16 protein-coding genes are annotated in these 22,929 nt (G+C 68.1%); 7 read left to right on the top strand and 9 right to left on the bottom strand.

Annotated features, from left to right (window positions below):
* Positions 1-6: 6 nt before the first annotated feature.
* Genes ACFU74_RS02310 through ACFU74_RS02300 form a run of 3 tightly spaced genes read right to left on the bottom strand, consistent with a single transcriptional unit; the run spans position 7 to position 5,065 of the window.
* Complete coding sequence (locus tag ACFU74_RS02310; RefSeq protein WP_380750497.1) at positions 7-1,299, bottom strand: restriction endonuclease subunit S; 1,293 nt, start codon at positions 1,297-1,299, stop codon at positions 7-9.
* Positions 1,300-1,304: 5 nt separating this feature from the next.
* The gene (locus ACFU74_RS02305) at positions 1,305-3,335 is read right to left on the bottom strand and encodes an N-6 DNA methylase (RefSeq protein ID WP_380750420.1); all 2,031 of its coding nucleotides are present in this window, start codon (positions 3,333-3,335) and stop codon (positions 1,305-1,307) included.
* A complete protein-coding gene (locus ACFU74_RS02300; protein WP_380750418.1) occupies positions 3,332-5,065 on the bottom strand; it encodes an N-6 DNA methylase in 1,734 nt (577 codons plus the stop codon). The genes ACFU74_RS02305 and ACFU74_RS02300 overlap by 4 nt, the downstream gene beginning before the upstream one ends.
* A gap of 170 nt (positions 5,066-5,235) precedes the next feature.
* Here ACFU74_RS02300 and ACFU74_RS02295 point away from each other — a divergent pair, with 170 nt between their 5' ends.
* From ACFU74_RS02295 to ACFU74_RS02275, 5 genes are all read left to right on the top strand, one after another.
* Entirely contained in the window at positions 5,236-6,924 is a 1,689-nt protein-coding gene (locus ACFU74_RS02295; protein ID WP_380750416.1) for a DUF6119 family protein, read from the top strand.
* 317 nt (positions 6,925-7,241) lie between these two features.
* The gene (locus ACFU74_RS02290) at positions 7,242-8,141 is read left to right on the top strand and encodes a hypothetical protein (protein WP_380750413.1); all 900 of its coding nucleotides are present in this window, start codon (positions 7,242-7,244) and stop codon (positions 8,139-8,141) included.
* A gap of 98 nt (positions 8,142-8,239) precedes the next feature.
* The gene (locus ACFU74_RS02285) at positions 8,240-8,440 is read left to right on the top strand and encodes a hypothetical protein (RefSeq protein ID WP_380750410.1); all 201 of its coding nucleotides are present in this window, start codon (positions 8,240-8,242) and stop codon (positions 8,438-8,440) included.
* Positions 8,441-8,542: 102 nt separating this feature from the next.
* Positions 8,543-9,844: a hypothetical protein gene (locus ACFU74_RS02280; protein WP_380750408.1), complete on the top strand. Its 1,302-nt coding sequence runs from the start codon at positions 8,543-8,545 to the stop codon at positions 9,842-9,844.
* Positions 9,798-10,568, top strand: coding sequence for a Scr1 family TA system antitoxin-like transcriptional regulator (locus ACFU74_RS02275; protein ID WP_380750494.1), 771 nt, complete (start codon positions 9,798-9,800; stop codon positions 10,566-10,568). Before ACFU74_RS02280 ends, ACFU74_RS02275 begins: the two co-directional genes overlap by 47 nt.
* Before the next feature lie 479 nt (positions 10,569-11,047).
* Here the strand turns inward: ACFU74_RS02275 and ACFU74_RS02270 are convergent, their stop codons facing one another.
* Together ACFU74_RS02270 and rpe are read right to left on the bottom strand one after the other, a co-directional pair.
* Complete coding sequence (locus ACFU74_RS02270) at positions 11,048-12,007, bottom strand: pirin family protein (protein WP_380750405.1); 960 nt, start codon at positions 12,005-12,007, stop codon at positions 11,048-11,050.
* 122 nt (positions 12,008-12,129) lie between these two features.
* Positions 12,130-12,813, bottom strand: a complete 684-nt coding sequence (gene rpe / locus ACFU74_RS02265) for a ribulose-phosphate 3-epimerase (protein WP_380750402.1) — start codon at positions 12,811-12,813, stop codon at positions 12,130-12,132.
* Positions 12,814-13,085: 272 nt separating this feature from the next.
* On the opposite strand from rpe, the gene ACFU74_RS02260 reads away from it, so the two are divergent.
* Entirely contained in the window at positions 13,086-13,946 is an 861-nt protein-coding gene (locus tag ACFU74_RS02260; protein ID WP_380750399.1) for a hypothetical protein, read from the top strand.
* 18 nt (positions 13,947-13,964) lie between these two features.
* On the opposite strand, the gene ACFU74_RS02255 is transcribed toward ACFU74_RS02260, so the two are convergent.
* From ACFU74_RS02255 to ACFU74_RS02245, 3 genes are all read right to left on the bottom strand, one after another.
* Positions 13,965-15,434, bottom strand: coding sequence for an FAD-dependent monooxygenase (locus ACFU74_RS02255; RefSeq protein ID WP_380750396.1), 1,470 nt, complete (start codon positions 15,432-15,434; stop codon positions 13,965-13,967).
* Between the two features lie 241 nt (positions 15,435-15,675).
* Complete coding sequence (locus ACFU74_RS02250) at positions 15,676-16,662, bottom strand: aldo/keto reductase (RefSeq protein WP_380750393.1); 987 nt, start codon at positions 16,660-16,662, stop codon at positions 15,676-15,678.
* A gap of 97 nt (positions 16,663-16,759) precedes the next feature.
* Entirely contained in the window at positions 16,760-17,278 is a 519-nt protein-coding gene (locus tag ACFU74_RS02245) for a hypothetical protein (protein WP_380750390.1), read from the bottom strand.
* A 290-nt stretch (positions 17,279-17,568) separates the two neighbouring features.
* Here ACFU74_RS02245 and ACFU74_RS02240 point away from each other — a divergent pair, with 290 nt between their 5' ends.
* Positions 17,569-18,717: a serine hydrolase domain-containing protein gene (locus ACFU74_RS02240; RefSeq protein ID WP_380750387.1), complete on the top strand. Its 1,149-nt coding sequence runs from the start codon at positions 17,569-17,571 to the stop codon at positions 18,715-18,717.
* A gap of 218 nt (positions 18,718-18,935) precedes the next feature.
* On the opposite strand, the gene ACFU74_RS02235 is transcribed toward ACFU74_RS02240, so the two are convergent.
* Positions 18,936-22,655, bottom strand: coding sequence for a ricin-type beta-trefoil lectin domain protein (locus ACFU74_RS02235; protein ID WP_380750384.1), 3,720 nt, complete (start codon positions 22,653-22,655; stop codon positions 18,936-18,938).
* Between the last annotated feature and the right edge of the window lie 274 nt (positions 22,656-22,929).

The following is a 22,929-nucleotide window of genomic DNA, read 5'->3' as shown; positions in this document are numbered from 1 at the left end:
TCCCCCTCAGAAGTCGCGGTCGTGCTTGGGGCGGGCCGTGGTGACGTCGAGCTGGCCGGTGACGGCAGCAGTGATCAGTGCCTGGCGCCGCTCAGCAAGGAGAGCCTCCGCGTGGTCGAGCCGATTGATTGCCGACATCAACTCGTGCACCTCTCGGTTCAGCTTGGCTACGCGGCGATCACCATCTGGAGGAATGGGGATCCGATACTCGCGCAATTGCTCTCCCGTAAGATGCGGGATAGTCGCAATGTTGCCGTCGGCCGCGAACACGCCTACATGCTTAGCCAGACGTAGCCAGTACATGAGCCACTCAACAGGTACGGACCCAGATTGCCGGACCCGATGAAGCGACTTCTGATAGTAGCACTCCGAGATTTCACCGTTCCATACCGCTGCCTCGGCAACCCCGGCACCTCCCTCGCAAACCAAAAGGTCACCAGGCTCCACAGAATAGCGGCGGACTTCGGAGACATCGAACGACATCGTAGCCATGTCCGAGGTATCGATGCCATACCAATGAACATTGGCATTGCGGAGATAGGGGCGCTGACGATCCCCCGCTGCACGCTCCGCATTTAGCATCTTTCCGAGTTCCGTGGTGAAGTAGCCGTAAACCGGCCCCACCTTCCAGTCCTTGGGAACCACGGGTAGCCACGGCATTCCAGTCGGGCGGCCATTCTCAGGACTTGCCCCGCCTGACAAGGTCTCATAAATCAGCGCCAGTTCGCGCTCTCGAAGAGTGGACCGCTGAGCATCTCTCGCTTCTACGATTCGGTCAACGCGTGCCGTCTCCGCATCGAGAAAGTCAGCGATACGGCGCTGCTCGTCCACAGCTGGCAGCTTCACCGGAAGCACTCGCAGCAGGTCATTGTCGATTTCCACCTGCCCCGGCCGCACACCCCGAGACAGCGATGCAAATTCCGTTGCATAGATGCCCGATCGGAGAAGCCAGTTCAGGAAGCGACTTTCCTCCCGATGGCGGGGGCGAAAGCAGATATAGTGGCCAGAGACGATCCCGCGGTACGGAGAAATACCAACCGACCCTTGCCACGCCTTCATGCGATTTACCACAAGCCACCCCGGATCGATCAGTTGGTAAATATTACGATCGGGTGCCGCCTTATTGAAATTATCGTCTCTGCCTGCCCGCTTCACCACACCAAGCTCACGGTACACACTGAGCAACTCCTCTTGCGGGTGCCCAACGTCTTTGACCCGGTCGAACAGCGCCCATAGCGGTACCGTTCGCCACTCGGAGGGCCAGGCGACCGAAGCGAGGACGGACCGGTCAATGCGCATCGGGTTCACCGGGCCACCTGTCCCAAAAGCGTCTGGATCTCCGACTCCAGTGATTTCAGCTCTGCGTCGATCACTGCCAGCGACCTCGGCGGCGTATAGACATAGAAGTGGCGGGTGAAGGGGATTTCGTACCCGAGCTTAAACCGCTCCACCTCCTTCGTCTTCGGATTTCGGGTCTCTGCGATCCAGGCATCCGGGACATGAGGCAGAACCTCGCGGGCAAAGTACTCGTCGATGTCCTCGCCTAGCGGAACGTTCTCGTTATCGCGCAGGTCGGGGTCAGGCTCGGGTTTTCCCTTAATGAGCTGGACCTCCCCCTCCGGGTCGGTCACGCCCAGTGCGTCGCGCATGGCTTTCTGGAACGGCGCGGCAGAGGGCCACAAAACGCCCCCAGCGACCATCGCCGTGCGCAGTGCGTCCCACGTCTCGGCTTTGGTGGACCACTGCGATCCGAGCAGCGGTTTGAGCGCGGCGAGCAGCAGCTCGACTGCCGCCTCGCTGCCAACTGCCTTGTGCACGGCGGCGGACATTCCGAGCTGGGTGAGGCTGTCCTCGGTGAGCTCGAATCGGAGCTTGAGCGGCCGGTCCACGGTGATGCGCTGGTAGCCGAAGTCCCGATTGGTGAAGACCTTCACTCGCCCGTGGTCCGGATGGTTCTCACGACCAGCGATGTCGAGCGCGTCACGGTAGATCGCGCAGATGTGTCCGATCTGTGCTCGGGTGATCCGCTTGCGCTTTTCACCCAGGCCTTTGCGCATCTTGGTCCACTGATCGCGGGCGTCGAGCAAGATCACGCGGCCCTTGCGGTCAGCGGGCTTGCGGTTCGTGACAATCCAGAAGTAGGTGGCGATGCCGGTGTTGTAGAAGAGCTGGTCCGGGAGGGCGACGATCGCCTCCAGGTAGTCGTGTTCAATAATCCACCTGCGGATCTCCGACTCGCCGGAGCCCGCGCCGCCGGTGAAGAGCGGCGAGCCATTGAAGACAATTGCCAGCCGGGTACCGCCGACCTCGTCGCCGGCCTCATCCTTCTTCAGCGGCTGCATCTTGCTCATCATGTGCTGCAGGAACAGCAGCGAGCCATCGTTGATCCGGGGCAGGCCGGCGCCGAATCGGCCGTCGTACCCTCGGTCCTCATGCTCCTGACGTACGACCTTCTCGACCTTCTTCCACTCCACACCGAAGGGTGGGTTGGCGAGCATGTAGTTGAAAGTCTCGCCCTCGTGGCCGTCCTGGCTGAAGGAGTTGCCGAAGCGGATGTTCTTGGCCGTGTGCCCCTTGAGAAGCATGTCGGATCGGCAGATCGCATAGGACTCGGCGTTGAGTTCCTGGCCGAACAGGTTGACGCGCACGCGCGGGTTCAGCTTCCGGATGTGTTCCTCAGCGGCCGAGAGCATGCCTCCTGTACCGCAGGCCGGGTCGAGAATCTTGACAACCTGACCTTCTCCGTTCAGCCGGTCGTCGTCCGGGGCAAGGAGCAACTCAACCATCAGCTCGATGACCTCGCGCGGCGTGAAGTGCTCACCAGCGGTCTCGTTGGAGGCGTCGGCGAACTTTCGGATCAGCTCCTCGAAGACGTAGCCCATGTCGTGGTTGTCTACGGCTTCGAAGCTCAGGTCCAGGCCGGCGAACTTCCGCACCACCTGGTAGAGCAGGTCAGCGTTGTCCAGCCGGTCGATCTGGAGGTGGAACTCATAGCGATTGATGATCTCAGTGGCCTCCGCCGAGAAGCCCCGGATGTAGTCCTTGAGGTTCTTCGCCACGTTGGCCGCGTCGCTGCTGATGGTGTCGAAGGTCTGCTCAGACAGGTTGTAGAACTTGAGCTTGGACGCCGCCAGCAGCAGTCCGTCCTTGTTCTCCCCGGTGTACGAGGCGGCCCGATCCCATACCGCCTGCCGGGTCGGCTCCATGACGCAGTCCAGTCGGCGCAGCACGGTCAGAGGCAGGATGACCTTGCCATACTCGGAGCGCTTGTAGTCTCCCCGCAGCAGGTCGGCCACCGACCAGATGAAGTCAGCCAGTTCCTGGTTCTTACTCAAAGCGTCCTGCCCTCTTCCCGCCGCACTGCGTCGTCTCCGTCGGTCGTCGTGATCCGCTGCTTGGTGTCGCCAGAGTCCCGCGTGGGCTCTGGGTCGAGCGCGCCGCTGGTGAGGCCGTCGCGGGCGAGCTGCGCGGCTCGGTCCCCTATCTTGGCGAGTTCGGCGAGTTCGCGCTGGAACATGCCCAACAAGCGAAAGGCGTTTCCGTAACGCTGTTGCGCCTCAATGTCCATCCGCGGCAAGCGCGCAGAGCGAAGGTCCGCTCGGAACGTGCCCGAGGACGACGTGCCGCGCCGGGTGTTCGCCGGACTGGCCGCGAAGCCCCGCACATAGTCCGGGTCCAACTGGTCATTGGTGGAGGCGAGTTCCTCACCGTCGATGGTGAGCAGGCCAGCGGCCAGCAGGTCGCTCACCGCTACTGGTACGCCCTCGTCCAAGTTGCTTGCGTCGGCCCGTGCCACCAAATCCGGTAGAAGGTTCCGCAGCTTACGCAGGTGCAGGTCGAGTTCGCCCCGTAGCGCGACGTACTCTGCCGCGTAGTCGGGTTCTGGCTCGCGGACATAGCGGCCGGGTGTGAGATCCACGTCATCGTCCAGCAGATCGATCAGCGGCACCTCGGCCTCCTGGTGCGGCTTCGGCTGCCACGGTCCGTCTGGACTGCTGGCGCTGAGGTCCACCATGCGAACCGTCGTCGCGCTGTTCCCAGGGGTGGAAGGCCGGCTCAGCATCCACACGTGCAGCGGGAGTGCATGACTGGCCGCGAGGCCCGGCGGTAGAGCCACCACTGCAGTGACGCAGCCGCGACGCACCAGTTCCGCGCGAATGCGCCGACCGGAACGCCGGTGGGCGACCGACGCTGGCAAGACGACCACGGCCCTCCCGCCAGGGGCTGTGTGGTGGTAGCAGTGCTGGAGCCAGGCGAGTTCACTCTCACCGCGCGAGGGCACGCCGGCTTCCCACCGCGGATCGACAAGCAGCTGCTCGCGGCCCCAGTCGGCCACGGCAGTTGGCGGCTCGCACACGACCAGGTCCGCGCGGAGGTCTGGATAGGCGTCTGCCCGAAGCGAGTCGCCCGCCGCCAGTCGAGAAGGCATCGCCCCTGATGCGACCGACAGGTCCGTTCGCACCTGGGCCAGACGAACCGCGTCCGCCTGCATGTCCTGGCCCAGCCTGCGGCGCACCTTGTCGCCGCCCACGGCAACCAGGAGGGATCCGATACCGCAGGCCGGATCGAAGACGGCACCGGTGCTCTCACCCGCAAGCTCCCCCACGGCTCGGGCGAGTTGCAGCGTCGAAGCTCCGTCCAACGCGGCGCGGGCAGTGGAATCCAAGAGCCGGGCGACAAGTCCGTCCATCACCTCTGCAGGAGTCCGCTCCGCGAGCAGTCCCTCCATCGCCTCGCGCGCAGAGCGGTCCTTCAGCCCAGTGCCCTCCCCAAGGAGATACTCGCCAGCGGCCGCCAGCGCTCCAACCATCTCGGCGCCGAAGGCGGTGCGAAGCGCCTGCCACAACCGGACCTCACTGTTGACCTCCCGGCCTTCGCGCTGTCCGTCCAGCCACCGCTGCACCTCCACGAGCGAGAACAACGGGCTGGCCGCCGTGCCGCCGACAGGCGCTGGGAAGTCCGGGCGACGCCTGCGCCAGTTGGAGACCGCGGCGCGCGTCACCCCGGCCAACCGTGCGATCTCCGCAGCGGTGGCCGTGGGGTCAGGGACGTCGTCTTCAAGCATGGCTTCACCGTACACCATGGCCAGCAGCCCATGAAGTTACATCCTGTTGACAGCGCCAACAGACTCTAGCTACCTTCATTATCAACGCACTGCTGCTGTCATTAGGCCGGTCAGCGTGCAAGAGGCAGTGCAGCTCATGTCCGCTGAAGGCAAGAGACAAGGAGCAAAACGTGGATGCCAAGCAGCAGAACACCGGAACTCGGAAGTCCACCCTGCACCGGCTCACCGTTCCCGATGGGCGACCGGTAGACCTCCGCGCCCTTGTGCGCCCCCGCAATCTCAGCCGTCCGGGCTACCAGGTCCGGGACTTCTCCCGAGAGGGCGTCACCGGACTACTGGTAAACGGAGGGATTCCCCGGGACCGGGCTGACTGGTGCCCGGCCGTCGAACGGATCACCGGCCTGGAGGTCAACGAACGAAACCACTCCGCCGCCGGCCTCGTCCTGATGCGGACCGAGCGTGGCCTGTACGCCCTGAGCTACGGCGTCGGCCAGCACATGCTCGACCCCTATTACCGGGACGACGAGTTCGGGCTGGAGTTCGCCACCCGATGCCTGGACGAGGACGGCATCATCAAGGTCCGCAATCAGATCATGGATGGCCGAGGGCGTGTTGATGAGTACTCCGTCGCCCGTGGCGAGCGCATCGACGGCTTCGGGCTCGACCGGTTCGGCGCGGTCGTCCGCCGCATCTGCGGAACGGTCAGCGGCATTGCGCTGACATCGCTGCCCTCCGGAACCTCCAAGCACGTCCGGGTGGAGTGCTCGGAGTCGACCATCAAGCTGCCGCTGGCCACCACTCCGGAGGAGTTTCTCAGCGACCTGCGCGCGATTGAAGAGGTGTGCGCCCGACCGGACCCGCTGCCCGAGCTGCGCTTCGTGGACCGACTGCACACCCTGGACAACCGAAGCCGCAAGGCGGTGGACGCCCAAGCCGCCTTGGAGGCCATGTTGGCTGATGCCAGCCACCCCCGGCTGACGTTGGGAGTTCCCGAAGCCTGCCAAGAGGGCTTCGGCTCTGCACAGGCATTCCGCATCACCCTGGGTAGCCATAGCGACGATGTCTTCGACCTCGACCTCCCCGTCCTCCTCCAGTTCGTCTCGGACAAGGCCGAAGGTGATCGCATGAAGGCGCTCAGCCAGGTGCGCGTCGTCATGTTCAGCGACGACGACCTGAAGACTCCCGCCGGCGCGGCTACCAGCGGCAAGGAGTGGCTCATCGCGGACGTCCCCGTCGGAACGACGCGGTACTTCTATGGCCATGGAAAGTGGTACGAGGTGGGTGCCAGATTCCTTGAGACGCTCGAGGACGAGCTGCGGCAGCTGCTCGACAAGCCGTCGAGTGTCCAACTGCCGACGTGGCCGAAGGGCTCACCGAACAGCAAGCGGCAGGACTCTCACGACGAGGACTGGTACAACAAGCAAGCAGCCGATCAAGACGGCTACCTTCTCTTCGACAAGAAGAACGTCGTCACCGACAAGTTCAACGGCGGCGGGCTGGAGATCTGCGATGTCCTGGGCCCAGACAACCAGCTGATCTGTGTGAAGAAGGCCAGCAGCAGTGCTGGCACCGCGCCGCTGAACCACCTCTTCGCTCAGGCCGTGACCGCCGTCGAAACCCTGCGCAGTGACGAAGCCATCCGCAGGGACTTCCTCCGGCAGGTTGCGGACCGCACTCCCGACCACCGTCTCCTGAGCGACTTCGGCACCTTGAAGGTGGTCCTCGCCATCCTCCTCAAGGATGGGAAGGAGATCACCGTCGACTCCCTCTTCGCCTTCGCTCAGGTCTCACTCCTTCAGTCGGCCCGGCGGCTGCGGGCGATGAACGCAGAGGTGGAGGTCTTCGCGATCCGGCGCTGAGGACGGCCGGGTCACGTGGAGCCGTCTTCGGACTTCGAACTCGAGACCCACGGCTGCCTTACCCTGGAACAGGCTCGTGCCCACCTCCTCACGGGCAACCCGATGGCACCGCGCCCCCACGGCTGATGCCCGTGCCAGGCCAGACACCTCTGGCGACGGCTCACGCCTGGGCGTTGAAGGCCGTAGAGACGGACACCAGGCTCAGCGGCGAGACCGGCGCTATGGAGCCGGGAGCACCGAGCACGCCGGGCCTTCCTCATGGAGATTCCAGTCGGGTGCGAGGAGCGCGATCGCGGGTGAGTGGGCAGGAGGACCGAGTGCAGAAGGACGAAGCAGCACGCCGCGAGCAGATCCTCGCGCTCGAACAGCAGGGTGCGAAGGCCGCAGCAGGATGGCTGGGACACCCGTCACTGCCCGGCTTGACCACGTCGTGGCGCAGCCGCGCCGAGGAGGTCGTGGCACCGATCGCGGACCAGCTCACCAGCCAAATTCGCACTCTCCACTTCCTCTTCTATGTGTGTGGGCTCGGGCTGTTGCGGTCCGATTTGAGTGTTGATCCGGCGGTGCGTTGGTACCTCCGGCCCGAGCAAGTTGACCGTATGCCGCCGATCCGCGAGGCGTTCGCTGATCTTCTTGCCGCAGCGGCGGCGGACTTCAAGCAGTCTGGCGTTCCGCTCGACCCGGGTTGGAGCGGGGACCTGGTCGTCGTAGGCGAGTTGCTCCTGCTGGCCGTCGATTTCGAGTTGCCGGTAGAGGAACTGGTGAAGGTGCTGCAGCCGCTTCCGCCAGCTGCAATCGCGCCGAACGCTCGCGGTACCTCGGTGCGCCGCGGGACGAATAGCCGTGCCGAGCGCACCATCACCCAGCTGCGCTCCAGTTATGAGGACCGGTTGGAGGGACCACGCGTCCGCGCACCGTACGCAGGTGGGAACCAGCGCGCGGTCCCGGCACCCACCCGGGCCCGGCGCGATGCACTGCGCACCGTGCTCGACGCATTCCCGGACGCCACCGTCTCCCGCATCCTGATGACCTTCGACTCCCCCATCGCGCCGGCCATCTCCGGAATTCCCCGCACTCCGGGCGCGTACCTGAGACAGCTCCTCCGCGACGCTTGCGGCACTGAGCCCGATCGCCCCTCTCAGACCACCCTGTATGCCGACGTCACGGCGATCAACGCCAACCCCGGCGAGGAAGCCACGGAGAATCCCTCCGGCTGAACATGCGCGCACATTCAGCCGGAACCGGTGGACCCCACCATCGACTCGGCGCGGCGGTCCGCCGCACCGACGATCACCATCGGTAGGAGTTCTCCCTCATGGCAACCAACTTCCCCGAGCTTCCGCCACCCGACGCACCGAGCCCGGGCCGCCACCCCAGCCCGCATTGGGGCACCGTGATCGGCATCGGAATCGGCGATGTCCTGCAACGCCCGGACGGCATGTGGGCCATCCTCGCCGCCTTCACTGCCCTCCTGCTGGCCCTCACCGCCATAGCCTGGATCGGGCGCCGACGCTAACTACTCTGTGCCCTGCCCCGATCCGAAGCTGCAAATCCGCTCGAAGGCTCCCCACCAAAAGGCTACGATGAAAGGTTCGCCACGAGCTCTGGGAGGGAAGCGGTGATCATCAAGACATGGGATCAGCTGAGGGAAGCAGACGAGAGGACGCTTCGCTTCACGCCCCACGGGCTCGGGCTCGGCGTGAAGATGGCGCCGGAAAGCTCAGCCGAGTTCCAGCAGCAGGTGGTCGCAGCGCTCGAACTGGCCCCGGCAGTGGCCGAGGGCACCCGCCAGAGCTTCGACCGGCTCCGCACCGTATTCGCCTACGGCGTTCTCTGCTACGACCTCTTCACTCTCGTGAGCGACCATGCCCTGCTGGTTATCGAGCAGGCGCTGCGCGACCGCTTCATCGACTTCCACCAGGGCAAGATCACCTTCGTGGACGCGAGTGGTGCCGCGCACGCGGTAGTGGCTGAGCGGTACGAGCAGGTTCACGACTTCATCGACAGCCAGAGGAGACAGAGGCGGTCGAACAGCGGCGCGAATGGGAGGCCGTGGAAGCTGCGCGTCGGGGCCGGCCCAGAAGCCATCGACTTTAACGGCACGCTTCACGGTCTCCGGACGTGGGCTCGGGCTGCTGGGCTGTTGCGAGGGCAGCGCAACCGCGGCATCGAGCAGGCGCTGTCCAACCTGCGAAACTACGTGGCGCACCCGACCTCGTACCACCTGCTCGGGCCGGTCGAGGCGGCACGGATGCTCGGCGACCTGTGCGAGATCATCAACCACCTGTGCCCGGCGCCAGTCAGGCGCTCGGTCGCAGCTATCGCCTGGTCCAAGGAACACGGGTTCTGCGTCACCGCAGTAGAGAACCTGCGCGACGAGTCGGAGGTTGACGACTCCTGGCAGTTCGCGATCATCCGGGCCGTCTTCGAGTTCGGCAGCCGCATCACCGACCCCGACCTGAGTCAGTTTGATTCCCGACACGAGGCAACGTGGTACCCCGTGGATCTCCTGTGGGGACCTGGCTCCCGGCAGGACGGCGTCGCCTGGCTGGATGCCAACGAGGCGCAACCCGACGAATGCGACTATCTGGACCGCGTCTTCGCCATTCGCTACGACAGCGGGGAGCTCTACCTCCCGATGAGGCCGTCGATCGCTGCCGCCCTACCGGCCGACCAGCAAACAGGGCGCTGGTTCGCCGTCCGCGCCGACTTCCCCACCGCTGCCTTCTCACACACTCGGCAGTACTTGTCTGGAACCTCGAAGTGCACGGGTAGAGGGCCGTGCAGCCAATGCCATGCCGAGACCCTGGCCTCCGGTAGCTACTCGGACATCATCCGAGCAACCGGAGCGAGCGCAAGCATTCCCCTGCCCCCTGACATTCGGAGCCCGTTCTCGGATAGCAGGTCGTCGCCCGTGTAAATCGCTCTGCTCTGGTCCCACGGCCTGGTGTGAGGGAATCTGCAGACAGGTCCTGCGTATGGTTGCCCACCTGCACCAGATCCCCGACGACTCGCAGGCCGGCGCGGCCGAGCGCACCGCCCGCGCCCAATACCTCGGACAGGACGGCCGGACCTACCATGTACTGCTCGGCGAACAGGCCCTGCTGACCGGGATCAGCCCCCAGGTGATGCGTGCCCAGCTGGAGCACCTACTTCGGGCCCTCGACGCGTCGGGCCTTCGGCTGGGGATCGTCCCGGCCCGATCCCACCTGTACGTCTACCCCGGGGACGGCTTCGGGATCCACGACGGCATCCAGGTGGAGGTGGAGGGCTACCGCGGCTGCGAGACCATCACCGATCCCGACCGTGTCGCCCTCTTCCACCGGGCGTTCGGGCTGCTCCAGGAGTCCGCCGTCTACGGGCAGGACGCCCGCGCTCTGATCGCCACTCCCCGACCCGATTGCTGCCCGCCCAACTGCGCGCTCCGAGCCCAGGTCAAGACCTCTCGACCAAGATCATCCTGGGGGACTTTTCGGGGACTTTCCGCTCTGTCAGGGGGACGTTCCGGGGACTTTTTGCCGCGTAACACGGCAAGCCCCCGAAAGATCGGAAAGGGCCTCCGATGCAGGTCAGAGGCCCTTCCGGGGGCAAAGCCCCTGGTACGGCGGATGGAGCCGGCCTGTACGCCGGGTTCTGTGACCTGAAACGAGGCCCGTGCTGCAATGAGCTTCAGCAGCCACGGGCCGAGCGCGGAGGCCAGTGTCCGGCCCGCGATGGTATGTATCGCCGGACAAGCCAAGCAACAGGCTCAGCTTGTAGGAACCGAACAAGGCCGACCACACCTCGGCTCCGAACCACAGGAGCAGCCAGCTGTCCCGCAGCGGTCTCTCGGGGCGGGCACCTCACCCTGGCCAGCCCGAGCGCCGTTCTCCCCGGCAGATTGGTCACAGTAGCTTGCCACCGACGCTCGTGAGAGCTCCGACATCACCTGACCATCCGTCAGCAAAGTCAGCATTGGGTCAGCATTGGTCTGAGTAGACCCTGTCACAGATGACCACGCCCGCGACTCCCGCCTCACACCAGCGCCCGCTGTCCAGCGGCCCGGCAGGCGACTCGACCAGGAGACAAGAAGCCACTGCGAATGCGTCTCACGGCAGTCTCCACCGATACACATTCGCCCAGTTCAGCGCACCCGTCCGCGCGGTTTGAGGGACCCAGGCGGGAGTTCGGGAGCGGCCAGTCGCGGCCCTCCATAGCCGTGCACCTCACCGAAGCGAGAGCCTTCCATCCACTCCGATCGGGCCTGTACGATCTCCTCACCGGATCGAGCGATGAAGTTCCACCACATGACGAGCTTCTCGGCGAAGGGTTCGCCGCCGAGGAGGAGGAAGGTGGCGTCGGTGGTGGCGTGGAGGGGGAGGTCGCGGCGGCCGGTGCCGAGGTAGAGCATGGCGCCGGGGTCGAGGGGGACGCCGTCGGCGGTGAGGGTGCCGGACATGGTGAGGACGGCGTACTCGAAGTCTGGGTCGAGGGGGAGGCGGTGGGCGGTGCCGGCGGTGAGGGTGAGGTCGGCGCCGACGAGGGGGGTGTGGGTGGTGCCGGGGGAGGTGGCGCCGTCGAGGGTGCCGAGGATGACGGTGGCGGACAGGCCCGGGGCGGTGACGGTGGGCAGGTCGGGGTGGTGTTCGAAGGCGGGGTCGCGGTGGCGGTGGGCGTCGGGGAGGGCGACCCAGAGCTGGGCGCCGTGGAGGTAGCGGGCGTGGGGGCGGGGGGACTCCTCGGAGTGGGAGATCGCCCGGCCGGAGGTCATCAGGCCCAGTTCGCGGGGGCGGATGGTCCGGAGGCTGCCGAGGCTGTCGCGGTGCAGGACCTCGCCGGCGTGCAGCCAGCTGACCGTCTGCAGGCCCATGTGCGGATGCGGCGGCACCTGCATGCCCGGCTCGTCCGCGATGTCGTCCGGCCCGTAGTGGTCCACGAAGCACCACGCGCCCACCATCCGACGACCCAGATTGGGAAGCAGCCGGCGAACCACGGTGCTCTCGCCGAGCGGGACCCGGCGGGCGGTCAGCAGGTCCCGGACCGGACCGGTGTCGCGCTCGCCGCCGCAGGTGGTCGGGGCGGGTCGGGCGTCGAGGTTGCTCATGGGGCGGTCACCGCCGTGCGCAGGGGCCGGGGTGGGGATCGCCGCGCCCGGCCGGAGGGGTCGTCGCAACGATCCTCCTCCAGGGCACGGCGATCCTCCAGCGGGGACCACCCGGCCGGGGCTCAGTGCCCGCAGGCCCACCAGGCGTCGGCGCTCGCGCCCTCGGCGAGGGTGCGCAGCTTGGCGACCGCCTCCGCCGGGTCCTCGGCGCCGTACACCGCCGAACCGGCGACGAAGACGTCCGCCCCGGCCTCGGCGCAGCGCTCGATGGTGCTCGCCGAGACGCCGCCGTCGACCTGGAGCCACAGTTCCAGGTCGTGCTTGGCGATCAGCTCCCGGGTCCGGCGGATCTTCGGCAGCATGATGTCCAGGAACGCCTGGCCGCCGAAGCCCGGCTCCACGGTCATGATCAGCAGCATGTCCAGCTCGGGCAGCAGGTCCTCGTAGGGCTCGATCGGCGTGCCCGGCTTGAGCGCCATCGACGCGCGGGCGCCCTTGGCCCGGATCTCACGGGCGAGCCGGACGGGGGCCGCGGCGGCCTCGACGTGGAAGGTCACCGAGCCGGCGCCGGCCTCCACGTACTGGGGGGCCCAGCGGTCCGGGTCCTCGATCATCAGGTGGCAGTCGAGCGGGATGTCGGTGGCCCGGGCCAGCGACTCCACGACCGGGATGCCGAGGGTCAGGTTGGGCACGAAGTGGTTGTCCATCACGTCGACGTGCAGCCAGTCCGAGCCCCGCACGGCCTCGGCCTCCTGGGCGAGCCGGGCGAAGTCCGCGGACAGGATGCTGGGATTGATCTGCGCCATGGAGCCTGTTACCTCTTCTTGCCGTCGTGCCGTCTGCCGAGGGATCGGCCAGGGGACCGGGCGCGCGAGGCGCACCCCGGGCCATCATCCCCGCGCCGTCGGCCGCGTGTCACCACCGAGACCTCCGCGTGACCGTCATCACACCCCGGGCGCGTTATCGTGGCCGCCGCCGTGGTCATCAGCCTGTACGAGAGCCGGTACGGGAACACCCGTACGGGCGCCCGCTCCCTCACCGATCCCTCACCGCTCCCTCACCGAGGAAGGTCCTCCCCTTGGCCGATCTCGTCCATCCCGCCCGGGCCCTGTGGTGGCTCTTCGAACCCGTGCACGCCGTCACCTACTTCACCCCGGAGGGCCTCGGCGCGTTCGAGGCGGTGGGTCTGAGCGGTGTCGCGCGCAGCTACTTCGCCGGCCGCGCCGCCCCGCTCGGCCCGGTGGACGCGGCGCCGGTGATCGCGGCGTTCTTCAACTTCGCGCCCGCCCCGATCGAGCGCGCGCTGCCGGCCGTCTGGAAGCTCGCCGACCCGGAGACGGCGCTCGCCGCCCGGACCGCGGGCGCCTCGGCGGCGCTGCGGCGGCTGCTGGAGCACGTCGACCCGGCGCAGGTCGAACTGGCGGCCGGCCTGCTGGAGGACGCCGTCACCCGGCTGGACTGCGCGGGCCGGGTGCTGGCCGCCGCCAACGCCGCCCTCCCCCGCCCGGCCGACCTGTACGGACGCCTCTGGCAGGCCGCCACCGTGATGCGCGAGCACCGCGGTGACGGCCACATCGCGGCCCTGGTCTCGGCGGGGCTCGACGGCTGCGAGGCGCTGGTGGTGCGCTGCGCCCTGGACGTGCGGCGCGAGGCCCTGCAACCGGTGCGCGGCTGGACCGACGCCGAGTGGGACGCGGCCGCCGCCCGGCTGGCGGAACGCGGCTGGCTCACCGAGCGCGGCACCATCACCGAGTGCGGCCGCATCCGTCACCAGTCCCTGGAGGCGGCCACCGACCTCGCGGCCGCCCGGGTCTGGGAGAACCACCGGCGCGCCGACCTGGACCGGCTCGCCGCCGCGCTCAAGCCGATCTCGGCCCTCTGTCGCACCGCACTGCCCCCGATCAACCCGATCGGCCTGCCGGCCACCACCACGGCCTGACCTTCCCATCCCCCGGGGTCACCGCGAGGTGGCCCCGGGGGCGCCGAACCACCTGGTCAGCGCGGCGTGCAGGCCCTGCGGGTCGTCCCCGGCCCAGGCCACGTGGCCGTCCGGGCGGAGCAGGACGGCCGGCGCGTCCAGTTCCGCACCGGTGTCGGCGACGCGGTCGACGCGGTCGGCCCAGCCGTCCACCGCGAACCGCCCGCCGGCGGTGCGGTCGAGGAGCAGGCCGCGGCCGCCGTACATCAGCGCGTAGAGCCGGCGGTCCCCCGACAGCAGGACGTCGCGCAGGCGCCGGCCGACGAGGTCCGCATCCCCCGGCTCGTGGTCGTAGCGGACGTCGAGGGCGGTGATCATCCCGGTCACGTAGCGGTTGACCTCCTCGACCTCCATCAGCCGCGTGAACAGCTCCCGCAGCGCGGTCGGCCCCGACGCGCTGCCGAGCAGGGTCATCTGCGCGCGGGTGTTCGTCAGCACGCGGGCGCCGACCGGGTGGCGCTCCGCGTGGTAGCTGTCCAGCAGCCCCTCCGGTGCCCGGCCGTCGACCTCGGCGGCGAGCTTCCAGCCCAGGTTGAACGCGTCCTGCACACCGAGGTTGAGGCCCTGGCCGCCGGTCGGCGGGTGGATGTGCGCGGCGTCGCCGGCCAGCAGCACCCGGCCGACGCGGTAGCGCTCGGCCTGCCGGGTGGCGTCGCCGAACCGGGAGAGCCAGTGCGCCGTGCGGGCGCCGAAGTCGGTGCCCGCGACGGCCCGCAGCCGCGCCTTGAACTCCTCCAGCGTCGGCGGCGTCGCCCGGTCCTCGGCGATGCCGTCCGCCGGCACGATCACCCGCGCGACGCCCGGCCGGCCGTCCACGTCGGGGGCGACGCCGAACCGCAGCTCGGTCCGGCGCACCCGCTCCACCACGGCGGCCACCTCGGCCGGGTCGGCGGCCAGTTCGAGGTCGCCGATCAGCGTCTCGACCGTGGCGGGCTCGCCGGGGAAGCCCACGCCGAGGGCCTTGCGGACCGTGCTGCGCCCGCCGTCGCAGCCGACGAGGTAGCGCGAGCGCAGGTGCGCGCTGTCCGCCAGTTCCACGGTCACGCCGTCCGCGTCCTGGCTCAGGCCGGTGACCTCGCACCCGCGCCTGACCACCGTCCCGAGTTCGAGCGCGCGCTCCTCCAGCAGCCGCTCGGTGACCGCCTGCGGGGTGGCCAGCCCGTACGGGTGGGCGGTGTCCAGGCTCTCCGGCCAGGGCGCCATGACGCCGCCGAACAGCCCGCCGACCCGGAACTTCTCACTCACCGCGAGGAACCGCTCCAGCAGGCCCCGCTGGTCCATGATCTCCACGCTGCGGGCGTGCAGCCCGCGCCCGCGCGACTCCCCGCCCCGCTCCGCCCGCCGTTCCAGCACGACAACGCCGACCCCGTGCAGCCGCAGCTCGCACGCCACCATCAGCCCGGTCGGCCCACCGCCGACCACGATCACGTCCGCGTCCACGTGCATCACCAGTTGCTCCCGTACCGTCGTTCCCGTTCACCTGCCGACGGATTCTGCGCCTCCCCCTCCCCCTTGCCGCAAGACCCCCCGTGCGCTATACGTTGAGAGTGGCGGAGAGTGGACACTCCTCCCGTCCCCCGCTCCCCTCCCATCCGCCTTCTGCACACGTGTGCCCGCTTCCCGGCTCTCCGCTCTCGGCTCTCGGCTCTCGGCGAGAAGCGGGCACGCGCTGTTCACTTCCCCTCAGCTCCTACCAGGCGTAGTCCTCCGGGGCCGGCTTGTGCCCCGGGAAGAGGGTGTCGAGGCGGGCGAGGACCTCCTCGTCGAGCTTGATGCCGAGGGCGTGCACGGCCGCGTCGAGGTGGCCGAGGGTGCGCGGGCCGACGATGGGGGCGGTGACAGCGGGGCGGGAGAGCAGCCAGGCAAGCGCGAGGTCGGCCGGGTGCTCGCCGACCTCGGCGGCGAGGTCCTCGTAGGCCTGGATCCGGGGCCGGTTCGCCTCCAGGATCTCGCCGGCATGGGTCATCGCGCCCCGGACCAGGGCGCCCTCGCGCTCCTTCTTCAGCGCGCCGCTGAGGACGCCGCTGCGCAGCGGCGACCACGGGAGCAGGCCGAGGCCGTAGTGCTCGACGGCGGGGATCACCTCCAACTCGACGGCGCGGTCGAGCAGGTTGTAGAGGGACTGCTCGCTGACCAGGCCGAGGAAGTGGCGACTGCGGGCAGCCTCCTGGGCCTGGGCGATGTGCCAGCCGGCGAAGTTGCTGGAGCCGACGTAGATGATCTTGCCCTGGGCGACCAGGACCTCCATCGCCTGCCAGATCTCCTCCCAGGGCGTGTCCCGGTCGATGTGGTGCATCTGGTAGAGGTCGATGTGGTCGGTGCCGAGGCGGCGAAGACTGGCCTCGACGGCGCGGCGCACGGCGAGCGCGGAGAGCCGCCCCTCGTTCGGCCAATCACCCATCGGGGCATAGGCCTTGGTGGCGAGCACGGTGCGCTCGCGGCGGCCGTCCCCCTTGGCGAACCAGCGACCGATGATCTCCTCGGTGCGCCCCCGCTGCCCGCCTTCGGCGTTGCGGCCGTAACTGTTCGAGGTGTCGAAGAAGTTGATGCCCCGTTCGTGGGCGCTGTCCATGATCAGATGGGCATCCGACTCCTCGGTGTGCGGGCCGAAGTTCATGGTGCCCAGGCAGAGTCGGGAGACGGTGAGGCCGGTGCGGCCGAGGTGGGTGAACTCCATGGAGCCACACTGAGCCGCACCAGCCGTGCTGTCCAGCACATTTCACCCCATGGGACACAGGCAGGTCGCGCAGGTGCGGTCGGTCAGCGGCGGAGGGCTACGGCTTGATTGCCAGTACGTACACCGTGACCGTGTTGCCGTCGGAGTAGTCAATGGTGATCTTCTGACTCGGACTCTTCATGCCGTCATCTCTTGTCGGCACCAGTACACCTTTCACCGGATGCGCAGGATCCAGGGACCACCCCGTGAGCTCAAGGTCGGCACTGGTGAACGCGATCATGCCGGAATGAAGCTTCTCCTCACCGGTGCCCATGCCTGCAAGAAGACCATTGAGATCGCCCTTCCCGATCCCGAACTTCACCCAGAGCTCCCCGCCGCCACCTGCCTTGTGACGCCCGTAGGAAGGGTCGATCGCATCAACAGGGACAGTCACGCCATACTGCTCCCGCAGCTCACGGCTGGGGATTCCCGGGATTGAATCGACGCTTGCAGCCGATGCCGATGGCACCTCGCGGGCAGCACTGCCAGAACTATCGGCTCCACTCTCGCACGACGCCAAAGCCAGCACAGCCGCACCCATGACGCATGCGAGCAGAGCCTTCGCACCCGACCTCATCCAGGAACTCCTTGCATCATCGAGGAGCCGCCGCCGGGTCGCCACAGCACTCCGTACGCCGCACCTGGCCGCCGCGTTCACCACCGCCACACCCCGTCCGGCGACCCCGGCACCGCCTTCGACCGCTCACTCGACCGCGTCACCACCGTACTGGCCCCCGGTGACAGCGTCCTGATCGCCGCCATCGCCCCGCCGCCCCGTCGCCGCCCCGTCGAAATCGTTTCCCCCGCGCCCCGGCCTCCCTCTAACGTGACCCGGTCAACGACCACGCTCAGGAGACGGACGCCACCATGCAGACCGACCACCACGGCTGGGCCGACGAGGGCTTCGGCGCGGTCGCCGACTCCTTCGCCCGCAACTTCGCAGACTTCCCTGAACTCGGCGCCGCCGTCACCGTCCACGCGGGCGGCCGAAAGGTGGTCGAACTGTGGGGCGGCGTCGCCGACGAGCGCACCGGCCGGCCCTGGCAGGCGGACACCGTCGCGCCGGTCTTCTCCTGCGCCAAGGCCCTGGTCTCGCTCTCCGCCCACCTGCTCGCCCAGCAGGGCCGCCTCGACCTGGACGCCCCGATCGCCCGCTACTGGCCCGAGTTCGCCCGGAACGGCAAACAGGCGATCACCACCCGCATGGTGCTCTCCCACCGCGCCGGCATCCCCGCCCTGGACGCCCCGCTCACCTTCGCCGAGATCGCGGCCTGGACCCCGGTCGTCCGCGCGATCGAGGACCAGAAGCCGCTCTGGGAGCCGGACACCACGTACGAGTACCACGGCCATGTCTTCGGCTTCGCGATCGGCGAGGTGATCCGCCGCATCACCGGCCTCACCCCGGGCGCGCACTTCCACGAGACCTTCGCCTCCCCCCTCGCCCTGGACGCCTGGCTGGGCCTGCCCGCCGCCGAACTCCCCCGCCTGGCCCGCCTCTCCGAGGCCGACGGCCGCCGCCCGATGCCCGGCCCCGAGCACCTGCTCACCCGCATCGTGACGATGAACGGCGCCCTCGTCTTCCCCGGCCTCGACGAGCCGCACGGCTGGAACGACCCCGACCTGCACGCCGTCGAACTCCCCGGCGCGGGCGCCATCGCCTCCGCGACCGCCCTCTCCGCCCTCCTCGCCGCCACCGTCACCGGCCTCGCCGACACCCCGCCCCTGCTCACCCCCGCCACCATCGCCGACGCCACCCGCGAACTCTCCTCCGGCGCCGGGTTCCTGGGCTTCGACATGGGCGCCCGCTGGTCCTCCGGCTTCCTCCTCCCCTCCCCCGCCTTCCGCCCCATGCTCAGCCCCCACAGCTTCGGCAACGACGGCGCCGGCGGCCAGTTCGCCTTCGCCGACCCCCACCTCGGCCTCACCTTCGCCTACACCGCCAACCGCATGATCGGCCACGGCGACCCGCGCGCCAACAACCTCATCGCCGCCGTCCGCACCTCCCTCGGCGCCTGATCAACGCCGACATGGGGTGCTGCCGACGCTTGCGCCGACAGCACCCCACTCGATCTTCTTGTTCACCCATGTCCCGGTGCCTCACACCGGGCGGGCCCAGCCTCTCAGCGCCTGGATGTGACGCGATCAACCGGTTCCCCTGAGCAGAGGGCCCCGGCCGAAGCCGGAGCCCTCTGCTCTCCAAGAGCGGCTCACGTCGTCGAAGTCAGCCGACGGCGTCAGGGGGTCCGTTCGGGGTTCAGGGTCCAACGCTGGTTGGCCTGGAAGCCGGGGCAGTCCCAAATGCCCAGTCGGGTTGCTTGCTCGGTCGCCCAACCGGGCAGTTCGAGGCACTTACCGCCGGGACTGCTGGCGTTGACCGTGCCCGGGACGAACAGTCGGCCATCGGACCGCATGCTCCACTTCTGGCCGGCTTGACCCGTGCAGAGGGAGAGGACCACAGGCGTGCCGTTGGTCAGTCCGTTGTCCTTCGTCGACATGCAGAAGGCGCCGCTTCGAACGGTACCGTCGCTCGCGAACTTGAAGCGCTGGTTGGCCGTCTGCCAGCAGGCGTAGGCCGTGAGCTCGGCCCCCACGCGGGGACCGCCTTCGGCGTCGGCACAGAGCCAGCCGACCAGGGTGGAGCGGATGGACACGCTCGCGTCGGCGTAGCCGGCAAAGGCCCAGGGGCCGAATCCGGTGACCTTGCCTGCGGTACCGGTGCCGGGGAAGATCGCGAGCGCGTTGGTGTTGTCGATCACCCAGAGGTCGGCGTAGCCGTCGCTGTTGAGGTCGCCCGCACCGATGCGCGGGTGAGTGCCGGCCTTGAGTTCGGCGCCAGTACCGAGCAGGGTCCCCGCGTTCGGCTTGGTCAGTGCCGAGAAGTCGACCGTTTGGTCGGCGTTCCAGCCGAGCGGGTAGGCGTAGATGCCACCGGTGGAGCGGTTGCGGGCCCACAGGGTGGGCTGGTTGGACGGCTTGTTGGTGTTGGGATCGGTCGTCGGGCCGTTGGCGGCACCGGGGTTGATGAGTTCGAGATCCGCCCAGCTGCCGGATGCCGTGGGGATGAGCGTTGCGGTGGCGACGTCCTCCGAGAGGCCGTTGGACTCGAAGAGGTAGAGATTCCCGTCCTCGATGGTCAGGATCGAGGTCTGGGTCGTGAAAACGGGCTCGTGGTTGCCATTGGGCTTCGGCGCGACGGCCTCCCCTGCGGGCGTGCCGAACGCGAGGAGCTGAGAGGTGCGGGCCCACGTGCCGTGGTAGGCCTGGCAGGGCGCGTTGGTGCCGTACGTGGTACAGGCGTCCGGACGCGTGATCGTGCCGGTTACGAGCCTGTCGAAGACGCCAGAGCCGTCGTTCTTGATCAGGTAGAGCGCGTCCGCCAGAGGCTTGTTCTGCGTGGTGACGGGCCCGTTGTAGTGGGCGATGATCTGATCGACGGAGTCTCCTATGCTCAGGCTCCCGCGATGGCTGAGCTGGAAGTCGGACCACGTGACGCCGTAGTCGTTGGCGCCGGGAGCGGCCTTCGAGGTCGCGGCGAGCGAGCTCACCGGGTCGGCGGTGCCGCCGATGACGCGGAGGTCGCCGTTCTGGTCGGCACCGACGATGTCGGGCTTCTGGTCGTTGTCGACATCGCCGAACAGCGGCTGGGTACCGGGGCGCCAGGGAACGTAGAAGTTGTAGATCGCGGTTTGGCTGTAGTTGCCCGCGATGTCCATGGCCCAGGCGTAGACGGTGTTGATGCCCCACTTGCGTGCCTGGTAGTAGTACGGCTCTCCTGGGGCATAGGTGCCGCTGTCACCGCAGTTCCAGCCGACAACGGGCGTCGGGTCGGTGCTGACGCGCAGGCAGGCGAGGCCGGAGGCCTGAAGTCCGGTGGCCGGAGCGGGGTCGTCTGCGTTGATCCACAGCGCACCCCAGTCGTTCATGTACTTGGAGGGGTTGGGGTTGGGCGTGCCGGCGGGCGGGAAGTCGTTGGAGCTGATGTTGACGCGCGGGTTGGTGCGGTCGACGCGGAAGTAGCACCACTCGCTCATCGGCGACTGGAGAATCCCGTCGGCCGAGGCCGCGTACCAGCCGTACTGGTGTCCGTCACTCAGCTGGCCCGGGCTGACCGGCTCGGCCGGGTAGTTCCAGCTCCCTCCCCAACGTCCGTCCCGAAAAGAGAAGTTGGGGTCGTTGTCGTCCCACATGTGGAAGCCGGTGTACACGGACTGGCCGCTGGGGGAGAAGCTGTTGGCGTAGAGGTAGATGTTCTGGTTGCTGCCGATCCACCCTGGGTTGTCCCAGGGGTGGGCACCCCTGGTGGTGCACTCGGCGGGGCCGCCCTGGCTGGTCTTGGTCTTGGCGAAGCTGGGCGTCGGGTAGGTGCGCGGGTGCCAGATGGTGGGCGCGATGTCGTAGGTGGTGGTGACGCTCGGCTTGCTGTCGAGGTGATGCCGGTAGAGCTTCTCCATCTCGCCGGCCCTGGGGGCGATGCCGACGGTCCAGGTGGCCCACTTGCCGGAGGCTGCCCGCTTCATCATGTCGGTGACGTCGATGGCCAGCGGACCGCCGGTTCCCGTGATGGTCTGGCTGCCGACGAACTCGCAACCCTCCATGACGGCACTCTTGTTCGAGTATCCGCAGGGCTGGTCGGTCCACTTGCTGTGGTCGTGGATTCCGCTGGGGGCTGAGTAGAGGCCGAGCTCGGTCGGTGTTCCGGGGCTGGCGGAGCTGGTGACGAGGCCGTTGAGGGTCGAGCTGAACAGCACGGGCGGGGAATCGGCTCCGCTGACCGTGGTGTAGATGGCTGGATTGACGGCGAACTGGAAGTAGGCACGCTGTCGGCCTTCGATCCCGCAGTCCTGGTTCGGGTCGGGATTGTGGTAGCCGCAGTAGCCGGTGGCGAGGTTGGTCTTCTTGTTGTAGTACTCGTAGCTCGGGTGGTTCTCCTGGACCTCGACCGATCCCTGGATCCCGCTCGTGACGGCGGTGAGGGACGGGTCGAGGTACCAGGGGCCGCTGCCGGTGCCCAGCGCCTGCTGGTCGGGGGTCAGCTCGATGGCGCCATCGGACACCTTTGTGCCCATGGCGGCGACGTTGGCGCCGTCGCCCGGGCCCTCGGCGGTCGACGGGGTCCCCACAGGCTGGCCTTCCGCCGCGGAGGGCGCCGCGAGCCCGGAGTTCTTGCCGGCAGGGGCCGAAGCGGTCTGGCCCGTCTGCGAGGAGTCCCACTGCAGGGACGCGGGCGAGCGGAAGCGGGACGCGCCGGTGTCGTCCTTGACGTCGATCTGCCCGTGGTCGTCCGCGGTGACGGTCAGGCCCTTGGCGCTGATCGGGAATCGAAGGGTCTTGAGCGCGGGATCGGCCGCTGCTTCGGGGGTGTGAACGATGATCACGTTCCGCCAGCCGCCGACTTCGAGCGCGGTCAGCTGCAGGTCGACGCCCGGCAGGACGTTCGCGTAGGTCGCGGTGCCGCCGTCCAGGGAGGGTGTGGGCAGGGTGAACGGTGCCCCCACGGAGAGTTCCTTGCCGTCGGTGGTCGCCACGGTGGCCATCGGTCCGGGACCGCCGCCGGAGAGGGTCACCGCGGTCGGGGAGACGGTCGGGCTGAGACTGCCGTCACTGTTGGCACGCAGCGTGGCATCGATGTCGGCCCATGCACCGTCGCGCTTGACACGCACGGGCTGGGCGTTGTCGATGGTCGTCAGTGTGCCATCGGGGTTCGCGACGCTCTTCGACGCCTCGGTCGTCAGCGCGTCCACGACGACGGGCCTGCCGCTCGCCTTCGCGTTGGCGACAGCGTCGAAGAGGGCCTGCTGCTCGGGCGTCCGGGAGGGCGCCGGCTGCGACGGCATCAGCGGAACCGGCCCACCGACGGGCCCGGTCGACGGCACGGCGTCGGCGGCGATCGCCGCGGGCACGCCGAGCAGGCCGATCCCCAGGGCACAGGTCGTCGCGATGGCGGTCAGACGCACAGTACGTCTGCGTATCGATGGTGTGGACGGTGTGCTCGTGATTGTTCTCGAGGTGACGACCATGTCTCTTTCGCGTTCCCCTACCGGGCAGCGACCCCCGTCTGGGGTCTCGTTTGGGTCGGAACGATGCTGCCTGACCTGCGATTTGGTCAACTCGATTACAAATTCACACCAGATTGTCCGAAAAGTGAAGCCTCCAAGATCAAGAGTCCATAAACATCAGGTGCGGGGTGGCCGAACGATCTGGTGGCCTGTCATACCTCCCCCCTATCGT

The sequence above is a fragment of the Kitasatospora sp. NPDC057500 genome, assembly GCF_042802195.1.
GTDB lineage: Bacteria > Actinomycetota > Actinomycetes > Streptomycetales > Streptomycetaceae > Kitasatospora.
The sequence above is the reverse complement of the archived record's forward strand: the minus strand, read 5'-3'. Positions and strand labels throughout refer to the sequence as shown.